The sequence below is a fragment of the Bradyrhizobium sp. USDA 3311 genome (assembly GCF_054062495.1).
In genome coordinates this window covers 6,860,119-6,885,707 of the sequence record NZ_JBSSFI010000001.1, presented here as the reverse complement: position 1 = coordinate 6,885,707, position 25,589 = coordinate 6,860,119, and the positions used below count along the sequence as shown (strand labels likewise).

The window sequence follows — 25,589 nt, the reverse complement described above, 5'->3', positions numbered from 1 at the left end:
CAAAAGGTTAATGATGATGAACCATCATGGCGGGGCGGCCGCGCTTTGCGGAGATAAAACGGCATTTTCGCGGCTCTCTTGACGCGGGGGCGCCTGATAGCCCATATGTGGCCGCATGTACGGTCTCCTCGCCATTTGCGCCATTTGCCGCGAGATTACGAGCTAGCGATTCGCTGGCTGGAGCCGTCTTTTCTCAAAAACATTGAGAGCCTTGGACGCCCGGCCAACAGCCGACGGGTATCCATATGGAATTGCGCCTCTACGATACGCTGACCAAGGAAAAGCGCACCTTCGTGCCGCTCGATGCGAACAACGTCCGCATGTATGTCTGCGGACCGACGGTCTATGACTTCGCCCATATCGGCAATGCCCGGCCCGTGATCGTGTTCGACGTGCTGTTTCGGCTGCTGCGCCATCTCTATGGCGAGGCGCACGTCAAATACGTCCGCAACATCACCGACGTCGACGACAAGATCAACGACCGCGCCGCGCGTGATTTTCCAGGGCTGCCGCTGAACGAGGCGATCCGCAAGGTCACCGAGCAGACGGGCAGGCAGTTTCACGCCGACGTCGACGCGCTGGGCGCGCTCCGGCCGAGCGTCGAGCCGCGCGCGACCGAGCATATCGGCGAGATGCGCGAGATCATCGAGAGGCTGGTCGCCGGCGACTTTGCCTATGTCGCCGAGGACCATGTGCTGTTCTCGCCGCAGGCGATGAACGCGGCCAATTCCATCCTGCCGCGCTACGGCGCGCTGTCCAATCGCTCGCTGGACGAGATGGTCGCCGGCGCCCGCGTCGATGTTGCGCCCTACAAGAAGGGCAGCACCGACTTCGTGCTGTGGAAGCCGTCCAAGCCCGGCGAGCCGTCGTGGCCGTCGCCGGCCGGCATCGCCGCGCAGGGGCGCCCGGGCTGGCACATCGAGTGCTCGGCCATGGCCTGGAAGCATCTCGGCGAGTACTTTGACATCCACGGCGGCGGCATCGATCTCGTGTTTCCGCATCACGAGAACGAGGTCGCCCAGACCTGCTGCGCCTTCCACCGAGAGCGCATGGCGAACTACTGGATGCACAACGGCTTCCTGCAGGTCGAGAGCGAGAAGATGTCGAAGAGCCTCGGCAACTTCATCACCATCCATGAGCTGCTGGCGGATTGGCCGGGCGAGGTGCTGCGCCTGAACATGCTCAAGACGCATTATCGTTCGCCGATCGACTGGACCATGAAGTCGCTGGAGGAGAGCGCCAAGACGCTCGACGACTGGTATCGCGTCGCGGCCGACGTCGATCCCGGCCGTCCCGCCGCGTCCGTGGTCGAGCCGCTGCTCGACGACCTCAACACCTCCCTGGCGATCGCGGCGCTGCATGGCCTGCGCAACAGCGACGTGAGCGCATTGGCAGGATCGCTGCGGCTGCTCGGCTTTCTCTCCGAGAGCGCCGAGCAGTGGGAAGATCGCAAGCAGAAGGCGAGCGGGGTCGATGCCGGAGAGGTCGAGCGCCTGATCTCGGAACGGACCGCAGCCCGTGGACGGAAAGACTTCAAAGAGTCCGACCGCATCCGCGATCAGCTCGCCGCGATGGGCGTTGCGATCAAGGACTCCAAGGAAGGGACGACCTGGGAGTTTTCGCGATGAAGCGGCCCGACACGCCTTTTCCGCGGCACTGGCTCTACTACATCGCGCTGAAGGTCCTGCTGCTCGCTGCCGCGGTGGCGCTGGCGCTCAAGCTCTATGGGATGTGGTGAAGACGATGGGACAGACTTTGCCAAAGCCGGGCTTGCGGCCCTTCCTGCCGGCTGACGTTCCGGTGCTCGCCGCGATCTTCGCCGCGAGCATCGAGGAGCTGACCGGCGAGGACTATACCGAGGCGCAGCAGCAGGCCTGGATGGAGGCGGCGGAAAGCGAAGAGTTCGGCAAGCGGCTCGCCGCCGATCTGACGCTGATCGCGACGCTGGAGGGCTCGCCCGTGGGCTTCGCCTCGCTGCAAGGGGCCGATCACATCCGCATGCTCTATGTGCATCCGGCAGTCAGCGGGCAGGGCATCGCGACCATGCTGGTCGATGCGCTGGAGAAGCTTGCCGGCGGCCGCGGCGCGAAAAGCCTCTCGGTCGATGCCAGCGACAACGCGCAGGGCTTTTTCGCCAAGCGCGGCTACGTCGCCATGCAGCGCAACAGCATCACCGTGAACGACGAGTGGCTGGCCAACACCACCATGAAGAAGACGCTCGGAGCACCGCAATGAGCAAGGAGCGTGGTCACCAAGCGCGATCCTCTCTCCGCTCCCTCCCCCCTTGTGGGGGAGGGTTGGGGAGGGGGGTAGCCCCGCACTCCGACCACCCGTGTGGCACCCCCCTCCCGACGATGCTGTGCATCGTCGACCTCCCCCACAAGGGGGGAGGTAACAAGAACGGACGCTCGCGATGAGCTCGGCACAAGCAAAGAAAGAGCGCCTCTATCTGTTCGACACCACGCTGCGCGACGGAGCGCAGACCAACGGTGTCGATTTCACGCTGACCGACAAGCAGATCATCGCCGCGATGCTGGACGAGCTCGGCATCGACTATGTCGAGGGCGGCTATCCCGGCGCCAATCCGACCGACACCGAGTTCTTCGGCAGCAAGCCGAAGCTCAATCACGCGCGCTTCACCGCCTTCGGCATGACGCGCCGGGCAGGGCGCTCGGTCTCGAACGATCCGGGCGTTGCCGGTCTGCTCGAAGCCAAGGCCGACGCGATCTGCTTCGTGGCAAAGTCTTCGGCCTATCAGGTGCGCGTCGCGCTTGAGACGACCAAGGAGGAAAACCTCGCCTCGATCCGCGACAGCGTCGCAGCCGCCAAGGCCGCCGGCCGCGAGGTGATGCTCGACTGCGAGCATTTCTTCGACGGCTACAAGGAGGATGCCAGCTTCGCGCTCGCCTGTGCGAAAGCCGCCTATGAGGCCGGCGCGCGCTGGGTGGTGCTGTGCGACACCAACGGCGGCACCATGCCGAACGAGGTCGAGGCCATCGTCACCGAGGTGACCAGGCACATCCCCGGCGCTCACGTCGGCATTCACGCCCATAACGACACCGAGCAGGCGGTGGCGAATTCGCTCGCCGCCGTGCGCGCCGGCGCGCGGCAGATCCAGGGCACGCTGAACGGCCTCGGCGAGCGCTGCGGCAATGCCAATCTTTGCTCGCTGATCCCGACCCTGAAGCTGAAGCAGGAGTTTGCCGACGCCTTCGAGATCGGTGTGACGCGGGAGAAGCTCGCTACCCTCGTCAAGGTGTCGCGCACGCTTGACGACATGCTCAACCGCGTGCCGAACCGGCATGCGGCCTATGTCGGCGAGAGCGCCTTCGTCACCAAGACCGGCATCCATGCCTCCGCCGTGCTGAAGGATCCGCAGACCTACGAGCATATCTTGCCGGAACTGGTCGGCAATCACCGCAAGGTGCTGGTCTCAGACCAGGCCGGCCGCTCCAATGTGATCGCCGAGCTCGACCGCTCCGGCATCGCTTACGAGAAGAGCGATCCGAAGCTGACGCGGCTGGTCGAGGAGCTGAAGGAGCGCGAGGCGGCCGGCTACGCCTACGAATCCGCCAACGCCTCGTTCGATCTTTTGGCGCGCCGCACGCTCGGCAAGGTGCCGCATTATTTCGAGGTCGAGCAGTTCGACGTCAATGTCGAGCAGCGCTACAACGCGCTCGGCGAGCGCGTCACGGTGGCGCTTGCGGTGGTCAAGGTCGACGTTGCCGGCGAGCATCTGATCTCGGCGGCCGAAGGCAACGGTCCCGTCAACGCGCTCGACGTCGCCTTGCGCAAGGACCTCGGCAAGTACCAGAAATATATCGAGGGCCTGAAGCTGATCGACTACCGCGTCCGTATCCTTAATGGCGGCACCGGCGCGGTCACGCGCGTGCTGATCGAGAGCGAGGACGAGAACGGCGACAGCTGGACCACGGTCGGCGTGTCCCCGAACATCATCGACGCCTCGTTCCAGGCGCTGATGGATTCGGTGATCTACAAGCTCGTGAAATCGGGCGCGCCGGCGTAGTTTTGATGCTGTCATTCCGGGGCGGTCCGCAGGACCGAACTATGGTGCGCAATTGCGCACCTGAGAATCTCGAGATTCCGGGTTCACGCTGCGCGTGCCCCGGAATGACTGTGGGAGGGGAGCGCACCAATGATCGATCACATCTCCGTCGGCGTCAGCGATCTCGATCGCTCCGCAACATTCTACGAGGCGACGCTCGCCGCCCTCGGCCTGACGCGTCTCGTCACGCGGCCGCAGACGGTCGGCTTCGGCAAGGCCTATCCGGAGTTCTGGATCAACTTGCGCGAGGGCATGCCGCCCGTAGCCCCGGAGAGCGGCGTGCACATCTGCCTGCGGGCGAAGACCACAGCCGAGGTCGATGCGTTTCATGCCGCCGCGCTGTCCGCCGGCGGCGCATCCGACGGCGCGCCGGGCATCCGCCCGCACGATCGCGTGCGCTACTACGCGGCCTTCGTCGTCGATCCCGACGGCAACCGGATCGAGGCGGTGACGTTTCCTGCGGAATAGAGCGTTATCGCCACGAAGGCGGTGCGCTCCCTCTCCCGCTTGCGGGGGAGGGTTGGGGTGGGGGTATCTCCACGGGCGAGAACCCCCAAGAGGAGAGAACCCTCACCCGCCGCTATGCGGCGACCTCTCCCGCAAGCGGGAGAGGTGACGGAGCCCGCGGTGAAATCGAGCCAACCAATCGTTACAGCTTGCGCGCGACTTCCGGAGCGAGCTCTTTTTCCGCCTCGGCGAGCTGTGCCACGGCGGCCTTCAGCTTCGGCAGGATCTCCTCGACCCGATCGGCCTTGAGGATGTCGACCGAGAGGCCGGCACGGATGAACTCGGTCTGGCGCATGTGCGACAGCAGCGAGAACAGCGGCTCCCAGAAATTGTCGATATTGGCGAGCAGCACGGGCTTGGCGTGACGGCCGAGTTGCTTCCAGGTCAACTGCTCGACCAGCTCCTCCAGCGTGCCGACGCCGCCCGGCAGCGCCACGAAGGCATCGGAGCGCTCGAACATCAGCCGCTTGCGCTCATGCATGTCGGGGGTGACGATCATCTCCTGCACCCGCGTCAGCGCGTTCTCGCGCATCCGGAGGAATTCGGGAATGATGCCGGTGACGGTGCCGCCATTATCGAGGACGGAGGTTGCGACCGAGCCCATCAGGCCGAGCGAGCCGCCGCCATAGACCAAGCGGATGTTGTTCTCGGCGAGCGCCTTGCCGAACGCCTTGGCGCCTTCGGTGAAGCGGGGATTGGTTCCGGGGCCGGAGCCGCAATAGACACAGACGGTTTTGATCGTGCTCATTGGTGCCATGATGCATTGCAGCGAAGAGGCGTCAAGCCCAATCGGTGATTCGGACCTCCCGGAAATCTACCGGTAAATGGCGACAAACAATCAAAGATTCGCCATCTGGCGGGGTGCGCTCGCTCCCGGAAGCTTCTATATGACGAGCGAAAATCGTTAATCGCACCGCGCCCGCATCCGGCGGGCTTTCAGGCTTCTTGATGAACCAACCTCATTCGCCGCCCGGCGCCGACGTGCCAGATCCCGCCGGCGGGCCGCTCGAGCGGGCCACCCTGATGGGCACGCTGGCGCACCTGTGGCCCTATATCTGGCCGGGCGACCGCTTCGACCTGAAGATGCGCGTGGTCTGGTCGATGGTGCTGCTGCTCGCCGCCAAGCTGATCACGCTGACGGTGCCGTTCAGCTTCAAATGGGCGACGGACGCGCTGACCGGCGCGAACACCGCGCCGGTGCTGCCCGACAACTGGCACCTCTGGGTGATCGCCTCGCCATTGCTGCTGACGGCGAGTTACGGCGCGACGCGCATCCTGATGGCGGTGTTGACGCAGTGGCGCGACGGCCTCTTCGCGCGCGTCGCCATGCATGCGGTGCGCAAGCTCGCCACCATCACCTTCATCCACATGCACGAGCTGTCGCTGCGCTTCCACCTCGAGCGCAAGACCGGCGGCCTGACGCGCGTGCTCGAGCGCGGCCGCGAGGGCATCGAGGTCATCGTGCGCATGGTGATCCTTCAGCTGATCCCGACCATCGTCGAGGTTTCGCTGCTGCTCGCCGTGCTGCTCTGGCAGTTCGACTGGCGCTACGTGGTGGCGACGCTGATCACGGTCGCGGTCTACATGTACTACACCTACATCGCGACCGAGTGGCGGATCGGCATCCGCCGCAAGATGAACGATTCCGACACCGAGGCGAACACCAAGGCGATCGACTCGCTGCTCAACTACGAAACCGTGAAATATTTCGGCGCCGAGGCGCGCGAGGCGCAGCGCTACGACCGCTCGGTCGCGCGCTACGAGGAGTCGAGCGTCCAGGCCTATACGTCGCTCGCGGTGCTCAACACCGGCCAGGCCGTGATCTTCACGCTGGGGCTGACCGCCACCATGCTGATGTGCGCCATCGGCGTGCGCAACGGCACCAACACGGTCGGCGATTTCGTGCTGGTCAACGCCATGATGATCCAGCTCTACCAGCCCCTGAACTTCATGGGCATGGTCTATCGCGAGATCAAGCAGGCGATCATCGACATCGAGAAGATGTTTGGCGTGCTGGGACGCGAGGCCGAGATCAAGGACGGCCCCGACGCGCAGCCGCTGGTCATCTCCGCCGGCATCGTGCGTTTCGAGGACGTGCGCTTCGCCTATGAGCCGGCGCGTCCGATCCTGAAGGGCATCAGCTTCGAGGTGCCGGCCGGCAAGACGGTCGCGATCGTCGGGCCGTCGGGCGCCGGCAAGTCGACCATATCGCGGCTGCTGTTCCGCCTCTACGACATCTCCGGCGGCAGGATCCTGATCGACGGCCAGGACATTCGCGAGGTCACGCAGGCGAGCTTGCGCGCGTCCATCGGCATGGTGCCGCAGGACACCGTGCTGTTCAACGACACCATCCGCTACAACATCCGCTACGGACGCTGGGACGCCAGCGATGCCGAGGTCGAGGAGGCGGCACGCCTCGCGCAGATCGACAATTTCATCCGCATGGCGCCGAAGGGCTATGAGACCCAGGTCGGCGAGCGCGGCCTGAAACTGTCGGGCGGCGAGAAGCAGCGCGTCGCGATCGCGCGCACGGTCTTGAAGGCGCCGCCGATCCTGGTGCTGGACGAGGCGACCTCCGCGCTCGACACCCACACCGAGCACGAGATCCAGGGCGCCCTCGACCGCGTGGCGAAGAACCGCACCTCGCTGGTGATCGCGCACCGGCTTTCGACCATCGTCGGCGCCGACGAGATCATCGTGCTGGACCAGGGCCGGATCGCCGAGCGTGGCACCCACGCAAAGCTGCTCGCGCAGGGCGGCCTCTATGCCAGCATGTGGAACAGGCAGCGCGAGGCGGAGGCCGCGCGCGAGAAGCTGGCCAGGATGGCCGATACCAGCGAGGCGCCCAACCGGCAACCGCCGCCGGTCGAGGACGCCCTGACGACGCCTGCGGCTGCGGAGTGATCTTGTCTCCGGTCCCAACTCTGGCCTAAACAACTCCACCGCGCGGGACGCCCTGCGCCATCAACCCAGAGCGGCAGATAGCGATGTCCATTCTCGATTCCATCCAGCGTCAGATCCCGCCGATCCACAAGGAGGGCTATCCCTTCATCGGCGGCTTTGCGCTGGCAAGCCTGATCCTGTTCTGGCTGTGGTCGCCTTTGGGGTGGATCGGCACCATCCTCACCGTATGGTGCGCGCTGTTCTTCCGCGACCCCGTGCGGGTGACGCCGGTGCGCGAGGGGCTGGTGGTGTCGCCGGCCGACGGCCGCGTCTCGATGATCACCATGGCGCTGCCGCCGGCCGAGCTCGGGCTCGGCGACCGGCCGCTGCCGCGCATCTCGGTGTTCATGAGCGTGTTCAACTGCCATGTGAACCGCAGCCCGATCGCGGGCAGGGTGGACCGCATCGCCTACCGGCCCGGCCTCTTCATCAATGCCGAGCTCGACAAGGCGAGCGAGGACAACGAGCGCAACTCGCTGGTGATCACGACGCCCACGGCACGGATCGGCGTGGTCCAGATCGCAGGCCTGATCGCCAAGCGCATCGTCTGCTTCGTCAGGGAGGGCCAGGCGATCGGCGCCGGCGAGCGGTTCGGCCTGATCCGTTTCGGCTCGCGCCTCGACGTCTATCTGCCAGTCGGCACCAAGGCGCTGGTGTCGGAAGGGCAGACCGCGATCGCCGGCGAGACGATCTTGGCCGATCTTGCCGGCGACGACCCGAGTCGCGCCTACCGCGCCAATTAACCAATAAGTCGGTCCCTGGGGCCCTTCCGCCGCAATGGCGGAGGGGGACGCGGCTTGCTATATCTCGCCTCAAGGTGAGGACGAGCCATGACGCCCTATGACATCAAAGACCCTGACGTTCGCCGCCGGCGGTTCCGCCCGATTCCGGTGCGGATGCTGGTGCCCAACGTCATCACGCTGCTGGCGATCTGCGCCGGCCTGACGTCGATCCGGCTGTCGATCGAGGGGCGGATGTCGCTCGCCGTCTACGCCATCGTGTTCGCCGCCGCGCTGGACGGCATCGACGGCCGCATCGCGCGCATGATCAAGGGCCAGTCCAAGTTCGGGGCGGAGCTCGACAGCCTCGCCGACTTCGTCAATTTCGGCGTGGCGCCCGGACTGATGCTGTATTTCTGGCAGTTGCACGAGCTCGGCAATGCCGGCTGGATCGCCGCGATGGTGTTCGCGATCTCCGGCGGCCTGCGTCTTGCGCGCTTCAACGCCACCATGGACGATCCCAACAAGCCGGCCTTCGCCGCCAATTTCTTCACCGGCGTGCCGGCGCCGGCCGGTGCGATCACGGTTCTGCTGCCGATCTATGTGGCGTTCCTCGATCTCGGCCGCGCGCCCGCGGCGGTGACGGCGGCCTACACGCTGCTGATCGCCTTCCTGATGGTGTCGCGCCTGCCGGTGTTTTCCGGCAAGACCAAGCGCATGCGCGTGCCGCCGGAACTGGTGCTGCCGGCCTTCGTCGCGGTGATCGTCTTCATTGCTATCCTGATCGCCTATCCCTGGCACGTGCTGTCGATCGGCACGGTGCTGTATCTTCTCGCTTTGCCGCTCGGCTACAAATCCTATCGCGACCAGGCGCGCGCGATGGAGGCTGCCACGCCTGCGGGAGGCGAGATCTCGTCGCCGCCGTCGGCGCCGACGCTGGCGAACCTGTCGGAGCCGCCGCACGACGACGACCGGCCCGGACGGCTGCACTAAAGCGCGATGAGATTTGGCTGAAACCTCATCGCGCTTTAGGTCGTTGTTTGAGCATGATCTTTTCGGAAAACCGCTGCGCACTTTTCCGGATCATGCGCTGAGCGTTTTTCGCGGATATCTGCCATGAAGGCGCGCTGAGTTGGGTTGAGGCCCGATCTCGGCTATATCGCCCTGTGCCGGCGGCATCGCGTCAATCAGCCGCCAATCTGGGAGAGAACGCCGTGACTGATACCGCGACCGGGCCGCTGCCCGCTTCCGTCCTCGAAGCGCTGGGCCGCTATGACACCCCGACGATCTGCAACGCCATGGAGATCGTGGCACCCGAGCGCCGGCTGATCGGCTACACCACCAAGCAACTGGTTTGTCCGTTCCCCGACCTGCCGCCGATCGTCGGCTATGCCCGCACGGTTGCGATCCGCTCGGTGCTGAAATCCTCGCTGCCTGCCGAAGAGCAGTCGAAGCGCCGCATCGAATATTACGAATATGTCGGCACCGGCCACGGGCCGCGCATCTCGGTGATCCAGGACATCGACGGCCCCGACGTCGGCTACGGCGCGTTCTGGGGCGAGGTGCAGAGCAACGTGCACAAGGCACTCGGCTGCCTCGGCGTCATCACCGACGGATCGATCCGCGACATCCCGCAATGGGCCCCTGGCTTCCAGGCGCTGGCCGGCTCGATCGGCCCGTCGCATGCCTGGGTGCATGCGGAGAGTTTTGGCGGCGAAGTGCGCGTCGCCGGCATGACCGTGAAGTCCGATGATCTCATCCACGCAGATCAGCACGGCGCCATCGTGATCCCGCTCGACGTCGCCGCAAAGCTGCCCGAGGCCGCCGAACTCTGCGGCCGCCGCGAGACGCCGATCCTGGAGATCGCCCGCAGCCCCGACTTCTCGCTGGAGAAGCTGAAGGCGGCGCTGAAGCGCTCGGCGGAGATCCACTGAGCTTGCAGCTTACGGCCGCGATGCCGGCCGCGGGTCGCCCTGTTCCGTCAGAAACAGGGCGGCCTGATCCGGCTCGGCGAACATTGCGGCGGCGCATCCGATCAGGGTGAAGCCGCCGGCGAGATCCCACAGGGTGATGTCGTCCGCCTTGTCAGGACCTTGAACCAGGCGCGCTGCGATCACTGCGAAAGCGGCTTCGACAAAGAGCAGGACGCTGAACGCCGGCAGGACGAGTTCCGGTTCGAGCAGATGAAGCGCCAGAACCGCAGGAAGCGCGGTGAGAAGGCCGAACAGCGTCAACATTGCAAAACGGCTCCTGCGATGGAGCATGCCGCACCGGCCATAGAATACTGTATGATTCCTGGTCACGCATGTGGCCTAGGGCCGCACTCGGAGGGCCTGCGATGAAGATGAATGACAAAACGGTCCTGATTACTGGCTCGACCGACGGCGTCGGCGGCTACGTCGCGCGCCGGCTGGCGGCCGAGGGCGCGAAGGTCCTGATCCACGGCCGCGATGCGGCGCGCGCAAAGACGCTGATCGACGAGATCGTGAAAGCCGGTCATGCCGCGCCGATCTTCTATCAGGCGGACCTGTCGTCGATGTCGGGCACGCGCGCACTCGCGGAAGCCGTGAAACGTGATCACCAGCGTCTCGACGTCTTCGTCAGCAACGCCGGCATCGGCTCGCAGAGTGACGGGCCGCAGCGTCAGGTCAGCGCCGACGGTCATGAGCTGCGCTTCGCCGTCAATTATCTCTCCGGCTTCCTCCTCGCCCATCTCTTGCTGCCGCTGCTGAAGGCCGCGGCGCCGTCGCGCATCGTCAACGTCGCCTCGCTCGGCCAGCATCCGATCGACTTCGACGACGTCATGATCACCAAGGGCTATAGCGGCTCGCGCGCCTATGCGCAGAGCAAGCTCGCGCAGATCATGTTCACGATCGATTTCGCCGAGGAAGTGAAGGGCGCGGGTGTCACCGTGAACTCGCTGCATCCGGCGACCTACATGAACACCACCATGGTGCGGGCCGGCGGCATCACGCCGATCTCGACGGTGGAGCAGGGCGGCGCGGCGATCCTGCGCCTCGTCGAGGGCGACGACGTCGCAGGCAAGAGCGGATTGTTCTTCAACGGCATGAATGAGGCGCGCGCCAATCCGCAAGCCTACGATGCCGACGCACGCAAGCGTCTGCGCGCGCTCAGCCTGGAACTGGCGGGCATCTCATCTTAGCCCCCGCGCAAACATGGTTAGCGAAGTGTTGAGATTCCCGTCGGGGGTCGGCAAAGCCGGCTTTCTCCTGGCGCGCTGCGCCGGTCCGGCGCGCCGGCTCAACTTAACCTTTACGCGGCTTTAAGGGCGGCCCTCTAGGGTTTCCGATGCGGTTCGGGGTTGGGCCGCGCCAGCGGCCAGGACGGCCGTTGTTGCGTACGCGTTGGAGTCTCTCATGGATATCATGACGGGCGTTGGGCTCACGGCGGGCATCATCGTCATCGCAGCGATGATCTTCATGGGCGGCGACCTCCACATGTTCATCTCCGAACATGCGATGATCATCATCTTCGGCGGCTCGATCTCCGCCACCATGATCCGCTTTCCGCTCAGCGCGCTCCTGCACGGCCTTCCGCTCGGCGCCAAGTTCGCCTTCACCATGAGCCGGCTGTCGGCGCACGACCTCGTTGACGAGCTCGCCCGCATCGCCGAGATCGCCCGCAAGCAGGGTCCGGTGGGTCTCGAAAAGGTCGAGACCGACGAGCCGTTCCTCGCCAAGGGCATCCGCTATGTCGCCGACGGTTACGACCTCGACTTCATCCGCGACAATCTCGAGCGCGACCGCGACAACTTCCTGATGCACCTCGACGAGGGCAGCAAGATCTATCGTGCCATCGGCGACTGCGCCCCGGCCTTCGGCATGATCGGCACCCTGATCGGCATGGTGCAGATGTTCGCGAACATGACCGACCCTTCCAAGCTCGGCCCGTTCATGGCGACCGCGCTGCTCGCGACGCTCTACGGCGCGCTCGTCGCGAACCTGTTCTGTCTGCCGATCGCCGACAAGCTGCACGGCAAGCTGCTGGATGAAGAGACCAACCGCACCCTGATCATCGACGGCATCCTGATGATCCGCGACTCCAAGAGCCCGACGCTGGTGCGCGAAATGCTGCTGGCCTATCTGCCGGAGAAGCATCGCCACGCCGAAGGCGAGCCGGTGCCGGCGTAACGCCGCCCGCCGGGACAGACAGCCATGGCCAAGAAGAAGCGCGGCGATGCTCACGGGGGCGGTCACGGCTGGTTCGTGACCTTCGCCGATTTGATGGGCCTGATGATGAGCTTCTTCGTGATGCTCGTCGCGTTCTCGACGCAGGACGCCAACAAGCTCAAGATCGTCGCCGGTTCGATGCGCGACGCCTTCGGCGTGCAGAGCGAAGCGCGCTACGCCGGCATCGTCGAGTCCGACGGCCTGCCGACGCGCCCGCGGCTGAAGAACGTCGATCATATCCAGCCCGAGGATGCCTCCAACACGCCGACCCCGGACCAGGAGGACCGCGACCGCACGTCGGGGGCGAAGATCAAGGTCGACCGCAATTTCGCGCTCGCCGCGGCCTCGCTGCGGCAGGCCTTGCAGGACATGCCGGAACTGACCGAGATGTCCAAGCACATCATGTTCGAGGAGACCAAGCAGGGTCTCAATCTCGAAATCGTCGACCAGGACGGCCGCTCGATGTTCGCCGACGGCTCCAAGGTGCCCTATGACCGCACCCGCCGCCTGGTCGAGAAGCTGGCGATTCCGCTCAAGGCCACGCCGCTCCGCGTCTCCATCGCCGGCCACACCGCGGCCGGCTTCGTGCCGACCCGTAGCGACTACGGTGCCTTCGATCTATCCGCCGACCGCGCCAATGCCGTGCGGCAGATCCTCGAGCGCGAGGGCCTGCCGGCCTCGCACATCTTCGCCGTCTCCGGCAAGGCGGACACCCAGCCGCTGTTTCCGGACGATCCCTCGCTGGCCGCCAACCGGCGCGTGACCATCACCCTGATGCGCGAGGATCCGCCATTGCCGCCGAATTTGAAGCCGTAGGCATGATCCGGAGAAGTGGGCACCGGTTCTCCTTCGCGATAAACGCGAGACGCGTTTGCGCGGGGATCATGTCCAAACGATAAGCCCCTTGCGCTACCATCTTACCTGAGGCATCTCGTCGCGCAGGCGACGAGCGTGGCTGCGCCGTCACAGCATTCGGCCCGGCGCCTGCTAAGGTGGGGTGCCGATTGACAGGCGCGCCGGAAGCGTCAAAAGGCGCCGGATCAAATTCAGGGACGAAGCGTTTTCCATCCACATGACGGCGAGCATCACATCGACCGAGACCCAGGAAGGGCCGGTCACATCGGGCTTTTGGGCGCTCACGCTCGGGAGCATCGGTGTCGTTTTCGGCGACATCGGCACCTCGCCGCTCTACGCATTCCACGAGGCGGTGCGGGGCGCGGCCCATGGCGAGCCGGTCACGCGGGTCATGGTGCTCGGCGTGCTCTCGCTGATCCTGTGGGCGCTGCTGATCGTCGTTACCGCCAAATACGTCCTGCTGCTCCTGCGCGCCGACAACAACGGGGAGGGCGGTACGCTCTCGCTGATGGCGCTCGGCCAGCGCGCGCTCGGGCGGCGAAGCTGGTTCCTGCTCGCGCTCGGCGTGGTCGGCGCCTCCATGTTCATCGGCGATTCCATGATCACGCCGGCGATCTCGGTGCTGTCGGCGGTCGAGGGCTTGAAGCTCGCGACGCCCGCCCTGGAGCACTACGTCGTGCCGCTCACCGTCCTCATCCTGGTGCTGCTGTTCGCGGTCCAAAGCAAGGGGACCGCGCTGGTGGCCTCGGCCTTCGGGCCGGTGATGGTGGTCTGGTTCACGTGTATTGCGGTGATGGGCGCCGTCCACATCGCCGACGATCCGTCGGTACTTGCCGCGATCAATCCCTATTACGCGCTGCAATTCCTGCTGTCGCACGGCACGATCGGCCTGGTGACGCTGGGCGCCGTGTTCCTGGCGGTGACCGGCGGCGAGGCGCTCTACGCCGATCTCGGTCATTTCGGCCGCAAGCCGATCCAGGCGGCTTGGATGTTCTTCGTGCTGCCCTCGCTCTTGATCAACTATTTCGGCCAGGGCGCGCTGGTGCTGTCCGATCCCAGCGCGATCGAGCATTCCTTCTATCGCATGGTGCCCGAGCATCTGGTGCTGCCGCTGGTCGGTCTTGCGACGGCGGCGACCGTGATCGCGAGCCAGGCGGTGATCACCGGCGCCTATTCGCTGGTCTATCAAGCCGTGCAGCTCGGCCTGCTGCCGCGCTTCGAGGTGCGCTACACCTCCGAAAGCCATGCCGGCCAGATCTATCTGCCGCGCGTCAACCGGCTGCTGCTGATCGGCGTGATGCTGCTGGTGCTGTTGTTCCACACCCCCAGCAATCTGGCTTCGGCCTATGGCATCGCGGTCTCCACCACCATGGTCGCCGACGGCATCATGGGCTTCGTCGTGATCTGGAAATTGTGGAACTGGCGCGTGGCTACGGCGGCTGCCGTGATCCTGCCCTTCGTCGTCGTGGACATGAGCTTCTTCAGCGCCAATCTGCTCAAGCTGCTCGAAGGCGCCTGGGTGCCGCTGCTGTTCGGCGCAGCCATGGCGGGGACGATCTGGACCTGGCGGCGGGGCTCGGGAATCCTGATCCAGAAGACGCGCCGGATCGAGGTGCCGCTGGACGATCTGATCCGGAGCCTGGAGAAGCGGCCGCCGCATATCGTCAAGGGCACGGCGGTGTTCCTGACCAGCGATCCATCCTTCGTGCCGACCGCGCTGCTGCACAACCTCAAGCACAACAAGGTGCTGCACGAGCACAACGTGGTCCTGACCATCGAGACCGCGCATACGCCGCGGGTCGATCTGTCGGAGCGGTTCCGGATGGAGAAGATCAGCGACAAGTTCTCCAAGGTCCGCCTGCGCTTCGGCTTCATGGAGCAGCCGAACGTCCCCAAGGCTCTCGCGATCGCGCGCAAGCAGGGCTGGCAGTTCGACATCATGTCGACGTCGTTCTTCGTGTCGCGGCGGTCGCTGAAGGCCTCGGCGCAGTCGGGGATGCCGCTCTGGCAGGACCACTTGTTCATCGCGCTAAGCCGGTCCGCCAACGACGCTACCGACTATTTCCAGATTCCCACGGGGCGGGTGGTTGAAGTCGGCACCCAAGTCACCATCTGAACGCAATTGGCGGATCCATGCAAAATTTGCATGGCGAGGGCCCAAAAACGGGCTAGGCTATGCCGACAGCGCAGGACTATAAGCCCGCGCTCTTCCGCCGTTGTGCAGTGAAGCATTTTTAGAGGCCACCGGGCTCTCCCATGACAAGCGACGTAGCAGTTCCCGCCCCGGAAACGGCGGCGGCCAATGGCCATGGCGAGGCCCACACCACGGCCCGTTTCGGCGCGCTGACGCTCGGCAGCATCGGCGTGGTCTATGGCGACATCGGCACCAGTCCGCTCTACGCGTTCCGCGAGGCCGTGACGGCGGCCTCCTCGGGCACCGACGGGCTCGCTACGCCGGCGGCCGTGCTCGGCGTGCTCTCCCTGATCCTGTGGGCGCTCATCGTCGTGGTGACGCTCAAATACGTCGTGATCCTGCTCCGCGCCGACAACAACGGCGAGGGCGGCACGCTCGCGCTGATGGCGCTGGCCCAGCGCGCGGTCGGCACCGGCGGGGCGACCATCGTCCTGCTCGGCATCATCTCCGGCGCCCTGTTCTACGGCGACGCCGTCATCACCCCCGCGCTTTCGGTGCTGTCGGCGATCGAAGGCATGAAGGACGTCACGCTGCGGTTCGAGCCCTACATCGTGCCGCTGACCGTAATCATCCTGGTCGGCCTGTTCGCCGTGCAGTCGCGCGGCACCGCCCGCGTCGCCGCCTTTTTTGGCCCGATCATGTGCGTCTGGTTCGCGGTCATTGCAGTGGCGGCGATCCATCCGATCATCGCGCAGCCGCAGGTGCTGTTCGCGCTGAACCCGCTCTATGCCGTGTCCTTCATGCTCCACCACGGCATCATCGGCTTCGTGACGCTGGGCGCGGTGTTCCTGGCGGTCACCGGTGCCGAGGCGCTCTATGCCGACCTCGGCCATTTCGGCAAACGGCCGATCCAGACCGCCTGGCTGTTCATCGTGCTGCCATCGCTGGCGCTGAACTATCTGGGGCAGGGGGCGCTCGTGCTCGGCGATCCCGGGGCGATCGAGAGCCCGTTCTTCCAATTGTTTCCGCAAGGCTGGATCCGTGGCGCCATGGTCGTGCTCGCCACCGCCGCCACCGTCATCGCAAGCCAGGCCGTCATCACCGGCGCCTATTCGCTGACACGCCAGGCGATCCAGCTCGGGCTGCTGCCGCGCTTTGAAATTCGCCATACGTCTGAAGCCCATTCCGGCCAGATCTTCATCCCGCGCATCAACCAGCTCCTGCTGGTCGCGGTGGTGCTCCTGGTGCTGCTGTTCCGCTCCTCGAGCGCGCTGGCGTCCGCCTACGGTATCTCCGTCACCGGCACCATGGTGGTCACGGCGATGATGGGCTTCGTCGTGATCTGGAAGGTCTGGCGGTGGTCGCCGCTCGCGGCGGCCGCGCTCATCGCGCCCTTCCTGTTCCTCGACCTGACCTTCCTGGCCGCCAACCTGCTCAAGGTGTTCGAGGGCGGCTGGGTACCGCTCGCGCTCGGTGCGCTCATGATCATCCTGATGTACACGTGGCGGCGCGGCAGCCGGCTGCTGTTCGAGAAATCGCGCAAGCTCGAGTTCCCGCTCGCCGACCTCGTGGCCATGCTGGAGAAGCGGCCGCCGCAACGCGTGCCCGGAACCGCCGTGTTCCTGACCTCGGACCCGCTCAGTGCCCCGACCGCGCTGATGCATAGTCTGAAGCACTACAAAGTGCTGCACGAGAAGAATGTCATTCTCACCATCGAGACCGCGCAGACCCCGCGGATCGACCCGGCCGAGCGCGTCAGGCTGGAGCAGATCAGCCCGACCTTCTCCAAGGTGACGCTGAAGTTCGGGTTCATGGAATCGCCCAACGTGCCGAAGGCGCTGGCGATCGCCCGCAAGCTCGGCTGGCAGTTCGACATCATGTCGACCTCGTTCTTCCTGTCGCGCAGGGCGCTGAAGCCCGCCGCCCATTCCGGCATGCCGCGTTGGCAGGACCGGCTGTTCATCTCGCTCAGCCGCTCCGCCAACGACGCCACCGACTATTTCCAGATCCCTAGCGGCCGCGTGGTCGAGGTCGGAACGCAGGTGACGATCTAGCGTCCGAGTTGGCGCACGTCCGTCTCCACCGCTGTCATCGCCCGGCCTTTGACCGGGCGATCCAGTATTCCAGAGACGGCAAGGGGATACGGCGAGGCCGCGGCGTATTGGATTCCCCGCCTTCGCGGGGAATGACACCGAATGCGTGGTGAGGGCATCCTCAACGCCGGACTTCAAGTCGCTGCGATTTAGCTTTAACTTGCGCCGCGCGGCTCAAGCCTTTGGAGCGCTTGATTTTCGTCTCCCGAGAGGCGAGGTTGCCGCCCGCCGGGATCGCCCCGGCATGCGGCTCGCGACGTTGGAGGATGATGTGGCAAATCAAGTACAGGATCTGACCCCGGACGAGGTCTCCAAGGGTGTCGCGGAGGGACGCTATCTGCTCGTCGACGTCCGCGAGCCGAACGAAGTCGACGCCGAGGCCTATCCCTACGGCGTCGTGGTTCCGCTCTCGACCTTCGACCCCAAGGCGATCCCCGATCCCCAAGGCAAGGAGGTCGTGTTCGCCTGCCGCTCCGGCAAGCGCTCGGTGACGGCCTCGCTCGCGGCGCAGGCGGCGGGCCTGCCTTACGACAAGCATCTGGCCGGCGGCATGCTGGGCTGGAAGGCGGCAGGTCTTCCCAGCAAGGTCGGTGGCTGATCCGGCCGATGTCCAAGAGCTCGTCCCTGAACAAGGTCTTCGCCGACCTTCCCGTCACTATCTTTGAGGCGATGTCGCAGGCCGCACGCGACAACGCCGCCATCAATCTCGGCCAGGGCTTTCCTGACGATCCCGGCCCCGAGGACATCCGCCGCGCCGCGGCTGACGCCTCGCTGAACGGCTACAACCAGTACCCGTCGATGATGGGCCTGCCGGAGCTGCGCCAGGCGATCGCAACCCATTACGGCCACTGGCACGGCCTCAAGCTCGATCCGATGAGCGAGGTGATGGTCACCTCCGGCGGCACCGAGGCGCTGACCTCGGCCATCCTCGCGGTGGTGCAGCCCGGCGACGAGGTGGTCTGCTTCCAGCCGGTCTATGATTCCTACCTGCCGATCATCCGCCAGGCCGGCGGTATTCCGCGCCTCGTCCGGCTCGAGCCGCCGCACTGGCGGCTGAATGAGGACATGCTGAAAAGCGTCTTCAATTCAAAGACCAAGGCGGTGCTCTTCAACAATCCCTTAAATCCCTCCGCGGTGGTCTATCCGCGCGAGGACCTCGAGCTCTTGGCGCGCTACTGCCAGGAGTTCGACGTCATCGTGATCTGCGACGAGGTCTGGGAGCACGTCACCTTCGACGAGCACAAGCACATCCCGCTGATCACGATTCCGGGTATGCGCGAGCGCACCATCAAGGTCGGCTCGGCCGGCAAGATATTCTCGCTGACGGGGTGGAAGATCGGCTTCGTCTGCGCCGCGCCGCCGCTCTTGCGCGTCGCCGCCAAGGTGCACCAGTTCCTGACCTTCACCACCGCGCCGAACCTGCAGGCCGCCGTCGCCTATGGCCTCGGCAAGTCCGACGACTACTTCCTGTCGATGCGCAAGGACCTGACCCGGAGCAGGGACCGGCTGACCAAGGGTCTCGAAAGCCTCGGCTTCCCCGTGCTGAAGTCGCAAGGGACCTACTTCCTCACCGTCGACCTGTCGCCGCTCGGGCTCAACGAGAGCGATACCGAGTTCTGCTGGCGGATCGTGAAGGACTACAAGGTCGCGGCGATCCCGGTCTCGGCGTTCTACGAGCAGGACCCCGTGACCTCGGTGGTGCGCTTCTGCTTCGCCAAGAAGGACCAGACGCTTGACACCGCCTTGGAGCGGCTGTCGGACGCCGTGCGTGGACGCAAGAGGTAGACAGAGATGACGAACGTCGGCCGCTCCGGACTTCGCTTTGGTCTTGGCTTTGGCCTCGCGATCGCCGCAGCGCTGACGTTGCTCTCCGCCCCCGCAGGCGCCGAGGAGCGGGTCGTCAACTTCTACAACTGGTCCAACTACATGGCGCCTGATGTCCTTGAGGCCTTCACCAAGGAGACCGGCATCAAGGTGGTCTACGACACGTTCGACGCCAACGAGACGCTGGAGACGCGCCTGATGGCCGGCAAGTCCGGCTACGACGTCGTGGTGCCGACGGCCTATTTCCTCCAGCGCCAGATCAAGGCCAACATCTTCCAGAAGCTCGACAAGTCGAGGCTGCCGAACCTTAGCCATGCCTGGCCTGTCGTGACGCAGCGCCTCGGCATCTACGACCCCGGCAACGTCTACGCCGCCAACTACATGTGGGGCACCACGGGCATCGGCTACAACGTCGCCAAGGTGAAGCAGATCCTCGGACCCGACGCGAAGATCGACAGCTGGGACATCGTCTTCAAGCCGGAGAACCTCGCCAAGTTCAAAGACTGCGGCGTGCACATGCTCGACTCCGCCGACGACATCTTTCCGGCGGCGCTGAGCTATCTCGGGCTCGATCCGAACTCGACCAAGCAGGCGGACCTCGAGAAGGCCGCCGATGCCGTCGCCAAGGTTCGCCCGTCCGTGCGCAAGTTCCACTCGTCCGAATATCTGAGCGCGCTTGCCACCGGCGAGATCTGTTTCGTGGTCGGCTGGTCCGGCGACATCATGCAGGCCCGCGCCCGCGCTGCGGAAGCCAAGAGCGGCGTCGAGATCGGCTACACGATCCCGAAGGAGGGCGCGCAGATGTTCTTCGACAATCTCGCGATCCCCGCGGATGCCAAGAACGTCAGCGAAGCCTATGAGCTGATCAACTATCTCTACCGCCCGGACGTCGCCGCCAAGAACTCGGACTTCCTGTCCTATGCCAACGGCAACCTCGCCAGCCAGAAGCTGGTCGATCCGAAAATCCTGGGCGACAAGAACATCTATCCGGACGAAGCGACGCTCGCAAAACTGTTCGTCATCACGGCGCGTGAGCCGGCGACCCAGCGCATCATCAACCGGCTCTGGACCAAGGTGAAGACGGGGCGCTGACGTGCGGCACCCGTTATTGCGAGCGAAGCGAAGCAATCCAGAATCGATTCGCGGAGACGCTCTGGATTGCTTCGCCGCTTCGCTCCTCGCAATGACGGCGTAGCTAGCGCCACCTGCGGTGCAGCCACAACCACTGCTCGGGATGCTCGCGCACCCAGCCTTCCACCACGTTGGTGATCGCCTGCGTCGTGCCCTGGATGTCGATCTTGCCGTCGGCATCGCGGACCGGCGGGACTTCCTCCGTCAGCTCCGCGGCGAAGCGGCCGCCGGGCTTGCGGATGACGCGGACGCCGTGGATCGGGCATTCGACCTGGCGCAGGAGGCGCGCCAGCATCGGATTGGCGCGGGTCTTGCGCCCGAAGAAGGTGACCTCGACGCCGCCGGTCAGGTACTGGTCGATCAGCATGGCGACGTGCTTGCCGTCCTTCAGCGCCTGCGCGAGGCGTAGCGGCGCATCGCGCCCCGCAGGGATCAGCGTGCCCATGTTGACCTGGCGCATCTCCTGAATGATGCGGTCGGCGGAGGCGATGTTCGGCCGGCGATAGAGGATCGCGGCATCCAGCCCGTGCGCGACGGCAGCGAGCGCCGGCAATTCCCAGTTGGCCAGGTGCGCGGCGAAGATCAGCGCCGGCTTGCCGTCGTCTCGGATTTGGTCGAACAGCTCGATGCTGCGCTTGGGCAATTCGATCCGGCTCACTTCCGGATGGTCGCGGTCGTAATCCCAGACGTGGTCCATATGGGCGAATTCGGCGCCGACGCGGCCGAGATTGTCCCAGACGCCCATCAGGATCTGTTCGATCTCCTCCGGCGATTTCTCCGGAAACGCCGCTGTGAGATTGGCGCGGCCGATCCGGTGCTCGCGCAGGCGCGGGCCGATCATTTTCACGGCGCGTGCGAAGAAGTCCGAGGTCTTGACCGGATCGAAATAGCGCGTGGTGCGCAGCATGCCGACGGTGGCAGCGCCGATCAGGCCGCCGCCGATCGACTTGGCAGCCTCCCGCGCGCGGGCCTTCGTGCTCGCAGGAAGCAGCCCCATGCGTCCGGTCAGGCCGGTTCGCGGGTCAGGATCAGCGAGGCGTTCTGGCCGCCGAAGCCGAACGAGTTCGACATGACAGCGGTCACGCGCGCATCGCGCGCCTTGTTGCCGACGACGTCGAACAGGATCGTGGGATCCGGGGTCTCGTAATTGATCGTCGGCGGGATGCGCTGATGCTCGAGGGTGAGCAGCGAGAAGATCGCTTCCACGGCGCCTGCGGCCGAGATGGTGTGGCCGACCATCGACTTGTTGGAGGTGACCGGAATCTTCGAGACGAGATCGCCGAACACGGCCGATGTCGTGTTGTACTCCATCTTGTCGTTTTCGGGCGTCGCGGTGCCGTGCGCGTTGATGTGGTCGATCTGGTCCGGCGTCATGCCGGCATCGGCAAGCGTCTTGTTCATGCAGCCGATGATCGGCTTGCCGTCGGGCGAGGAACGGGTGCGATGGAAGGAATCGGTGAGCTCGCCGCAGCCGGCGATCACGCCGAGGATTTTTGCACCGCGCGCAGTCGCCGCTTCATAGCTTTCCAGCACCAGCGCGCCGGCGCCTTCGGCCATGACGAAGCCGTCGCGGTTCTTGGAGAAGGGGCGGGAAGCCGCCTGCGGCGGATCGTTCTGGGTGGACAGTGCCGAAAGCAGCGAGAAGCGCACCAGCGCTTCCGGATTCACCGTGCCGTCGGTCGCGACGCACAGCGCGGCATCGGTCTCGCCGCGGCGGATCGCTTCCACGCCGAGCTGGATCGAGGTCGCGCCCGAGGCGCAGGCCGTGGACAGCGAGATCGGCGAGCCCTTGGTGCCAAAGGTCTCGGCGAGATGGGCTGCGACCGAGCCGAACATGAAGCGGTGATGATATGCGCTGTACTTGCCGCCGCCGGAGATGCGCAGCAGGTCGTCATAGGTGAAGTCGAGCTTGCCGACGGCGCGGCCGAGCTCGCGGCGCTGCGGCCATTCGACTTCGACGGGCGCGACCGCGAGGAAGAGGGGGCCCGGGAAATCGGCGTTGGCGCCGATGCCGGCCTGCTCGAGCGCTTCCTGCGTGACCATCTCGGCCATCCGCTCGGACAGGCCGGTGGAGGAGAACGGATCGACGCTGACGAAATCGACCGTGCCGGCCATCGTCGTCTTCAGGCCGTCGACCGGAAAGCGCGTGATGGTGCGGATGCCGGATTCGCCGGCGACGAGCTTCGCCCAATTGTCCGCCTTGCCGGCGCCGAGCGAGGTCATGATGCCCATGCCGGTGACGACGACGACGGGACGCCCGAATTTGTCGCGTGGTGCAGTCATGTCGATCCCCCGCTAGAGCTGGCTTACGGCCTCGACCAGCGCCATGCCTTCGCCGCGCCAGTGTCCGGCCCCCACGACCACAATCTGGGTGGGTGCCCCCTGCATTTCAATCTCGGTCCCTGTGGAATCGTTCGGCGGGAACAGTGCGCCGCGCGAGATCGACAGCGCGGCGAGCGCGATTCCGAGCGGGAATTGCGTCTCCATGGTGTGTCCGAACATCGTGCCGGTCGAGCGAACCGGGAAGTCGGCGTGGTCCTTCAGGAAGCCGCGCTCCTCGGATGTCGCGGGCTCTGCGCCGGTCGCGCCAGTGATGATCGCGCCCTTGCCCTCGCGCTTCGGCAGCTTGGCCCAAAGCTTCTCCAGCGTCGCCGCCATGTCGCCGGGCTGCTTGCGCCGGGCCAGATCGGCCACCACGCTCGACAGTTTCGCGAACGGCTTTGCGCCGCGGGCTTCCGCGTGCGCGCGCGATTCCAGCACCAGGAAGGCACCGGCCGAGCCGAGCGCGAAGCCGGCGTGGTCCTTGCGCGCCCAGACGGGAGCGAACTTGTCCTTCAGGTTGAAGTCGCCGAATTCGTAGAGGACCATGAGGTCCTTGCGCTCGCCATTGTGCGAGCCGCCGATCAGGGCGATGTCGCTCTCGCCCGAGGCGATGCGCGCGAGCGCGATGCGGGCCGCATCGGCGCCCGCAACCTCTTCGCCCATGAAGGTGCGCGAGGTGCCGCCGAGCCCGTGCACGATGGCGATGTTGCCGGCGAGGAGATTGGAGAGCTGGGCCAGAAACAGCGTCGGCCTGAGATCGCTCATCAGGCGTTCGTTGAGGAAGCCGGGCGCATTCGCCCCCTTGGCCTCGGCCGTGAGCACGCCGGTGTCGACGTTGAGATCGCGCTCGCCGCCGCCGGCGGCCACGACCATATCGATCTTCGACAGGATATCCTTGTTGCCCTTGATCCCCGCAGAGTCGAGCGCGAGGCCCGCGGCATAGGTGCCGATGCGCTGCCAGGCTTCCATCTGGCGCTGGTCGCCCTTCTTCGGGATCTGGCTGTCGAAGGAGACCGGCATCAGCGGATGCACGATGTAGGGCGCAAAGCCCTTCTCGTCGACATTGATGCGCTTCTCCTGGAGCGCGGCCCAGTTGGCGTCCAGGCCCTCGCCGAGCGAGGTGGCAAGGCCAATGCCGGTGATCCAGACTTCCGTCTGGCCGGGCTTCGAAGCGGTGTCAGTCATGGCGATACGGCCTGCTGCGGAAAGCCGACGCGCTCGGCGACTTTCGCCATGTATCCGCGCATGTCCGCGTTGGGGAAGGGGATCAGCGTGAAGGTGAGCGCCGCGTTCGCGCGCAGCTTGCCGCCGACCTTGATCTTGGCTTCGGTCATGGCGTAGCCCGAGCCCTCATAGGAGAGGCTCGCCTCGATGCTCATGAGGTCGCCGGGGAACACCGAGCCACGCACCTTGGCCTCCTTCACGGCGGCCAGGATCGGCATGCGCTCGAACTTGAACACGCCGAGCTGAAGCCAGCCCGAGGCCTGCGCCATCGATTCGATCAGGAGCACGCCGGGCATCAAGGGATAGCCCGGGAAGTGTCCCTCGAAGACGGTGCTTTCCTTCGGGACCTGGGCCTCGACGACGATCGTCTTCTCGTCGACCCTGAGGTCGACGATGCGATCGATCATGTGAAAGTATTCGAGTTGCATGGCCGCCCGATTAGGCGCTCGCGCCCTTGGCTGCAACCAGCTCGTCGATGCGCGCGCACAGGTTCTTCAGCACGAAATATTGTTCGGTGGTCGCTTTGCCGTCGTTGACCTCCTGGGTCCACTTTTCCAGCGGCAGCTTGATGCCGAACTGCTTGTCGATCGCAAAGGCGATATCGAGGAAATCGAGGCTGTCGATGCCGAGGTCATCGATGGCGTGGCTATCCGGCGTGATCGTGTCGCGCGGAATGTCGCAGGTTTCAGCGATGATCGTAGCGACCTGATCGAATGTGGAGGACATCACTAAGCCTTTGATATATTGCAGATATTTGTCAGATGTTCCAGAGTGGCATGGCGGGTGGGCATCGCGCCCCTGATGACGCCCTCAACCCCCCTCTGGCCGGGTCGAGAGCCCGTATATCGGAGCGCCGCCCTGAGTTCAATGGAGCCGGGCAGGCCAAGGGGACAGCAAGGGACGGAGCTGGGGATGCCTGCCGGAGCCCCTTTGCGGCGGGGGATCGGCGGCGGGCCGGGGCCTAGATGTGCGGCGTCGTGATCTTGGCGCAGTCGCGGCGGCCCATCAGCACGCAATCCTGGGTCCGGCGCAGGTCGGCGATGCTCACGGCGAGCCAGATCCCGATCGCGGTCAGCGCGATGGTGAAGGCGAGCGCGGCGATGTTGGCGAGCATGCGGTGGCGGAAATCGTCCGGCTCGGTGCGGGGCTGCTCGTAGCGCGACAGGTCGAGCGGCTTGGGCGCGCCGCGCATCGGCTGCACGGTGCCGTTGCCCCGGTGGACCGTCGGGGAGGGGGAGGTGCGCGGCCTGAACTGGAGCACCCGGTGCTCCTCATCAGAGCTTATGGGCCGCTGGGATTTCATGGTGCGAGGATCACTCCGAAGCAGCGGTTTTTGATAGCATACGTGGTGAACGCGTTGCAGAAAATCTTCTCAACGCGTACGTGCATTGCGCTTTTGCACGACCTCTTCGCGAGGGCCCGCGACAGCGGTCGTCATGCCGGTGTCAGGATGCGCGGGGTTGCGCTGCAAAACAGCCATGGCACCTGCCGTGCCCGGTCCCGCGAACATCGGCTTGTGATCTCCCTTTGCGCGCCGAACGCATTTTGTCGCCGCAAGGCCCATGGCATAATCATGGAACC

At 65.3% G+C, this 25,589-nt stretch carries 24 protein-coding genes; 16 read left to right on the top strand and 8 right to left on the bottom strand.

The features are described 5' to 3' along the window. Positions 1-245: 245 nt before the first annotated feature. The 4 genes from cysS (at position 246) to ACVWW6_RS33235 (ending at position 4,534) form a co-directional block, all read left to right on the top strand. A complete protein-coding gene (gene cysS / locus ACVWW6_RS33250; protein ID WP_456682147.1) occupies positions 246-1,628 on the top strand; it encodes a cysteine--tRNA ligase in 1,383 nt (460 codons plus the stop codon). A 115-nt stretch (positions 1,629-1,743) separates the two neighbouring features. Next, positions 1,744-2,235 (top strand): GNAT family N-acetyltransferase, encoded by a 492-nt coding sequence (locus ACVWW6_RS33245; RefSeq protein ID WP_456682146.1) that lies wholly within the window; start codon positions 1,744-1,746, stop codon positions 2,233-2,235. A gap of 178 nt (positions 2,236-2,413) precedes the next feature. After that, a complete protein-coding gene (cimA, locus tag ACVWW6_RS33240) occupies positions 2,414-4,027 on the top strand; it encodes a citramalate synthase (RefSeq protein WP_456682145.1) in 1,614 nt (537 codons plus the stop codon). A 129-nt stretch (positions 4,028-4,156) separates the two neighbouring features. Then, on the top strand, positions 4,157-4,534 hold the full coding sequence (locus tag ACVWW6_RS33235; protein WP_456682144.1) for a VOC family protein: 378 nt from the start codon (positions 4,157-4,159) through the stop codon (positions 4,532-4,534). 181 nt (positions 4,535-4,715) lie between these two features. Here ACVWW6_RS33235 and ACVWW6_RS33230 read toward each other — a convergent pair whose 3' ends face one another. Then, positions 4,716-5,321, bottom strand: coding sequence for an LOG family protein (locus ACVWW6_RS33230; RefSeq protein WP_028170865.1), 606 nt, complete (start codon positions 5,319-5,321; stop codon positions 4,716-4,718). Between the two features lie 200 nt (positions 5,322-5,521). On the opposite strand from ACVWW6_RS33230, the gene ACVWW6_RS33225 reads away from it, so the two are divergent. The 4 genes from ACVWW6_RS33225 to ACVWW6_RS33210 all read left to right on the top strand — a co-directional run bounded on the left by ACVWW6_RS33225 (position 5,522) and on the right by ACVWW6_RS33210 (position 10,169). Next, positions 5,522-7,477 carry an ABCB family ABC transporter ATP-binding protein/permease gene (locus tag ACVWW6_RS33225; protein WP_456682143.1) on the top strand — a complete coding sequence of 652 codons (1,956 nt, stop codon included), beginning with the start codon at positions 5,522-5,524 and terminating at the stop codon, positions 7,475-7,477. A 77-nt stretch (positions 7,478-7,554) separates the two neighbouring features. Continuing rightward, entirely contained in the window at positions 7,555-8,259 is a 705-nt protein-coding gene (locus ACVWW6_RS33220) for a phosphatidylserine decarboxylase (RefSeq protein WP_257784524.1), read from the top strand. 87 nt (positions 8,260-8,346) lie between these two features. After that, positions 8,347-9,228, top strand: coding sequence for a CDP-alcohol phosphatidyltransferase family protein (locus tag ACVWW6_RS33215; RefSeq protein WP_028170867.1), 882 nt, complete (start codon positions 8,347-8,349; stop codon positions 9,226-9,228). A 221-nt stretch (positions 9,229-9,449) separates the two neighbouring features. Continuing rightward, positions 9,450-10,169 (top strand): RraA family protein, encoded by a 720-nt coding sequence (locus tag ACVWW6_RS33210; RefSeq protein WP_038966252.1) that lies wholly within the window; start codon positions 9,450-9,452, stop codon positions 10,167-10,169. A gap of 9 nt (positions 10,170-10,178) precedes the next feature. Here the strand turns inward: ACVWW6_RS33210 and ACVWW6_RS33205 are convergent, their stop codons facing one another. Continuing rightward, complete coding sequence (locus tag ACVWW6_RS33205) at positions 10,179-10,472, bottom strand: hypothetical protein (protein ID WP_028170869.1); 294 nt, start codon at positions 10,470-10,472, stop codon at positions 10,179-10,181. A 101-nt stretch (positions 10,473-10,573) separates the two neighbouring features. On the opposite strand from ACVWW6_RS33205, the gene ACVWW6_RS33200 reads away from it, so the two are divergent. The 8 genes from ACVWW6_RS33200 to ACVWW6_RS33165 all read left to right on the top strand — a co-directional run bounded on the left by ACVWW6_RS33200 (position 10,574) and on the right by ACVWW6_RS33165 (position 20,423). Beyond that, on the top strand, positions 10,574-11,398 hold the full coding sequence (locus ACVWW6_RS33200) for an SDR family NAD(P)-dependent oxidoreductase (protein WP_456682142.1): 825 nt from the start codon (positions 10,574-10,576) through the stop codon (positions 11,396-11,398). Between the two features lie 214 nt (positions 11,399-11,612). Further along, complete coding sequence (locus tag ACVWW6_RS33195; protein ID WP_011086581.1) at positions 11,613-12,386, top strand: motility protein A; 774 nt, start codon at positions 11,613-11,615, stop codon at positions 12,384-12,386. A 24-nt stretch (positions 12,387-12,410) separates the two neighbouring features. After that, positions 12,411-13,241, top strand: a complete 831-nt coding sequence (locus ACVWW6_RS33190) for an OmpA/MotB family protein (protein WP_011086582.1) — start codon at positions 12,411-12,413, stop codon at positions 13,239-13,241. Between the two features lie 256 nt (positions 13,242-13,497). Then, positions 13,498-15,396, top strand: coding sequence for a potassium transporter Kup (locus tag ACVWW6_RS33185; RefSeq protein WP_456682141.1), 1,899 nt, complete (start codon positions 13,498-13,500; stop codon positions 15,394-15,396). A 140-nt stretch (positions 15,397-15,536) separates the two neighbouring features. After that, entirely contained in the window at positions 15,537-17,468 is a 1,932-nt protein-coding gene (locus tag ACVWW6_RS33180) for a potassium transporter Kup (protein WP_161535336.1), read from the top strand. 310 nt (positions 17,469-17,778) lie between these two features. Next, a complete protein-coding gene (locus ACVWW6_RS33175) occupies positions 17,779-18,105 on the top strand; it encodes a rhodanese-like domain-containing protein (RefSeq protein ID WP_028170872.1) in 327 nt (108 codons plus the stop codon). An 8-nt stretch (positions 18,106-18,113) separates the two neighbouring features. Further along, a complete protein-coding gene (locus tag ACVWW6_RS33170; protein WP_456682140.1) occupies positions 18,114-19,292 on the top strand; it encodes an aminotransferase in 1,179 nt (392 codons plus the stop codon). A gap of 6 nt (positions 19,293-19,298) precedes the next feature. Continuing rightward, complete coding sequence (locus tag ACVWW6_RS33165) at positions 19,299-20,423, top strand: polyamine ABC transporter substrate-binding protein (RefSeq protein ID WP_011086587.1); 1,125 nt, start codon at positions 19,299-19,301, stop codon at positions 20,421-20,423. Positions 20,424-20,526: 103 nt separating this feature from the next. Here ACVWW6_RS33165 and ACVWW6_RS33160 read toward each other — a convergent pair whose 3' ends face one another. The 6 genes from ACVWW6_RS33160 to ACVWW6_RS33135 form a co-directional block, all read right to left on the bottom strand. Then, positions 20,527-21,459, bottom strand: a complete 933-nt coding sequence (locus tag ACVWW6_RS33160) for a lipid A biosynthesis lauroyl acyltransferase (protein ID WP_456682139.1) — start codon at positions 21,457-21,459, stop codon at positions 20,527-20,529. 8 nt (positions 21,460-21,467) lie between these two features. After that, positions 21,468-22,745 carry a beta-ketoacyl-ACP synthase gene (locus ACVWW6_RS33155; protein ID WP_011086589.1) on the bottom strand — a complete coding sequence of 426 codons (1,278 nt, stop codon included), beginning with the start codon at positions 22,743-22,745 and terminating at the stop codon, positions 21,468-21,470. Positions 22,746-22,757: 12 nt separating this feature from the next. Beyond that, complete coding sequence (locus tag ACVWW6_RS33150; RefSeq protein ID WP_161535333.1) at positions 22,758-23,969, bottom strand: beta-ketoacyl-ACP synthase; 1,212 nt, start codon at positions 23,967-23,969, stop codon at positions 22,758-22,760. Continuing rightward, on the bottom strand, positions 23,966-24,436 hold the full coding sequence (locus tag ACVWW6_RS33145) for a 3-hydroxyacyl-ACP dehydratase FabZ family protein (RefSeq protein WP_161535332.1): 471 nt from the start codon (positions 24,434-24,436) through the stop codon (positions 23,966-23,968). Before ACVWW6_RS33145 ends, ACVWW6_RS33150 begins: the two co-directional genes overlap by 4 nt. Positions 24,437-24,446: 10 nt before the next feature. Further along, positions 24,447-24,734: an acyl carrier protein gene (locus ACVWW6_RS33140; RefSeq protein ID WP_007592476.1), complete on the bottom strand. Its 288-nt coding sequence runs from the start codon at positions 24,732-24,734 to the stop codon at positions 24,447-24,449. Between the two features lie 235 nt (positions 24,735-24,969). Then, positions 24,970-25,311 carry a hypothetical protein gene (locus tag ACVWW6_RS33135; protein WP_028170878.1) on the bottom strand — a complete coding sequence of 114 codons (342 nt, stop codon included), beginning with the start codon at positions 25,309-25,311 and terminating at the stop codon, positions 24,970-24,972. Positions 25,312-25,589 lie beyond the last annotated feature (278 nt).

Excerpts from the sequence above, each read along its gene's own strand:
- ACVWW6_RS33200 (WP_456682142.1), top strand. The coding sequence starts at position 10,574 with ATGAAGATGAATGACAAAACGGTCCTGATTACTGGCTCGACCGACGGC.
- ACVWW6_RS33155 (WP_011086589.1), bottom strand. The coding sequence starts at position 22,745 with ATGACTGCACCACGCGACAAATTCGGGCGTCCCGTCGTCGTCGTCACC.
- ACVWW6_RS33245 (WP_456682146.1), top strand. The coding sequence starts at position 1,744 with ATGGGACAGACTTTGCCAAAGCCGGGCTTGCGGCCCTTCCTGCCGGCT.
- ACVWW6_RS33230 (WP_028170865.1), bottom strand. The coding sequence starts at position 5,321 with ATGAGCACGATCAAAACCGTCTGTGTCTATTGCGGCTCCGGCCCCGGA.
- ACVWW6_RS33165 (WP_011086587.1), top strand. The coding sequence starts at position 19,299 with ATGACGAACGTCGGCCGCTCCGGACTTCGCTTTGGTCTTGGCTTTGGC.
- ACVWW6_RS33140 (WP_007592476.1), bottom strand. The coding sequence starts at position 24,734 with ATGTCCTCCACATTCGATCAGGTCGCTACGATCATCGCTGAAACCTGC.
- ACVWW6_RS33185 (WP_456682141.1), top strand. The coding sequence starts at position 13,498 with ATGACGGCGAGCATCACATCGACCGAGACCCAGGAAGGGCCGGTCACA.
- ACVWW6_RS33215 (WP_028170867.1), top strand. The coding sequence starts at position 8,347 with ATGACGCCCTATGACATCAAAGACCCTGACGTTCGCCGCCGGCGGTTC.
- cysS (WP_456682147.1), top strand. The coding sequence starts at position 246 with ATGGAATTGCGCCTCTACGATACGCTGACCAAGGAAAAGCGCACCTTC.
- ACVWW6_RS33195 (WP_011086581.1), top strand. The coding sequence starts at position 11,613 with ATGGATATCATGACGGGCGTTGGGCTCACGGCGGGCATCATCGTCATC.
- ACVWW6_RS33160 (WP_456682139.1), bottom strand. The coding sequence starts at position 21,459 with ATGGGGCTGCTTCCTGCGAGCACGAAGGCCCGCGCGCGGGAGGCTGCC.
- ACVWW6_RS33180 (WP_161535336.1), top strand. The coding sequence starts at position 15,537 with ATGACAAGCGACGTAGCAGTTCCCGCCCCGGAAACGGCGGCGGCCAAT.
- cimA (WP_456682145.1), top strand. The coding sequence starts at position 2,414 with ATGAGCTCGGCACAAGCAAAGAAAGAGCGCCTCTATCTGTTCGACACC.
- ACVWW6_RS33235 (WP_456682144.1), top strand. The coding sequence starts at position 4,157 with ATGATCGATCACATCTCCGTCGGCGTCAGCGATCTCGATCGCTCCGCA.
- ACVWW6_RS33145 (WP_161535332.1), bottom strand. The coding sequence starts at position 24,436 with ATGCAACTCGAATACTTTCACATGATCGATCGCATCGTCGACCTCAGG.
- ACVWW6_RS33225 (WP_456682143.1), top strand. The coding sequence starts at position 5,522 with ATGAACCAACCTCATTCGCCGCCCGGCGCCGACGTGCCAGATCCCGCC.
- ACVWW6_RS33170 (WP_456682140.1), top strand. The coding sequence starts at position 18,114 with ATGTCCAAGAGCTCGTCCCTGAACAAGGTCTTCGCCGACCTTCCCGTC.
- ACVWW6_RS33135 (WP_028170878.1), bottom strand. The coding sequence starts at position 25,311 with ATGAAATCCCAGCGGCCCATAAGCTCTGATGAGGAGCACCGGGTGCTC.
- ACVWW6_RS33150 (WP_161535333.1), bottom strand. The coding sequence starts at position 23,969 with ATGACTGACACCGCTTCGAAGCCCGGCCAGACGGAAGTCTGGATCACC.
- ACVWW6_RS33205 (WP_028170869.1), bottom strand. The coding sequence starts at position 10,472 with ATGTTGACGCTGTTCGGCCTTCTCACCGCGCTTCCTGCGGTTCTGGCG.
- ACVWW6_RS33190 (WP_011086582.1), top strand. The coding sequence starts at position 12,411 with ATGGCCAAGAAGAAGCGCGGCGATGCTCACGGGGGCGGTCACGGCTGG.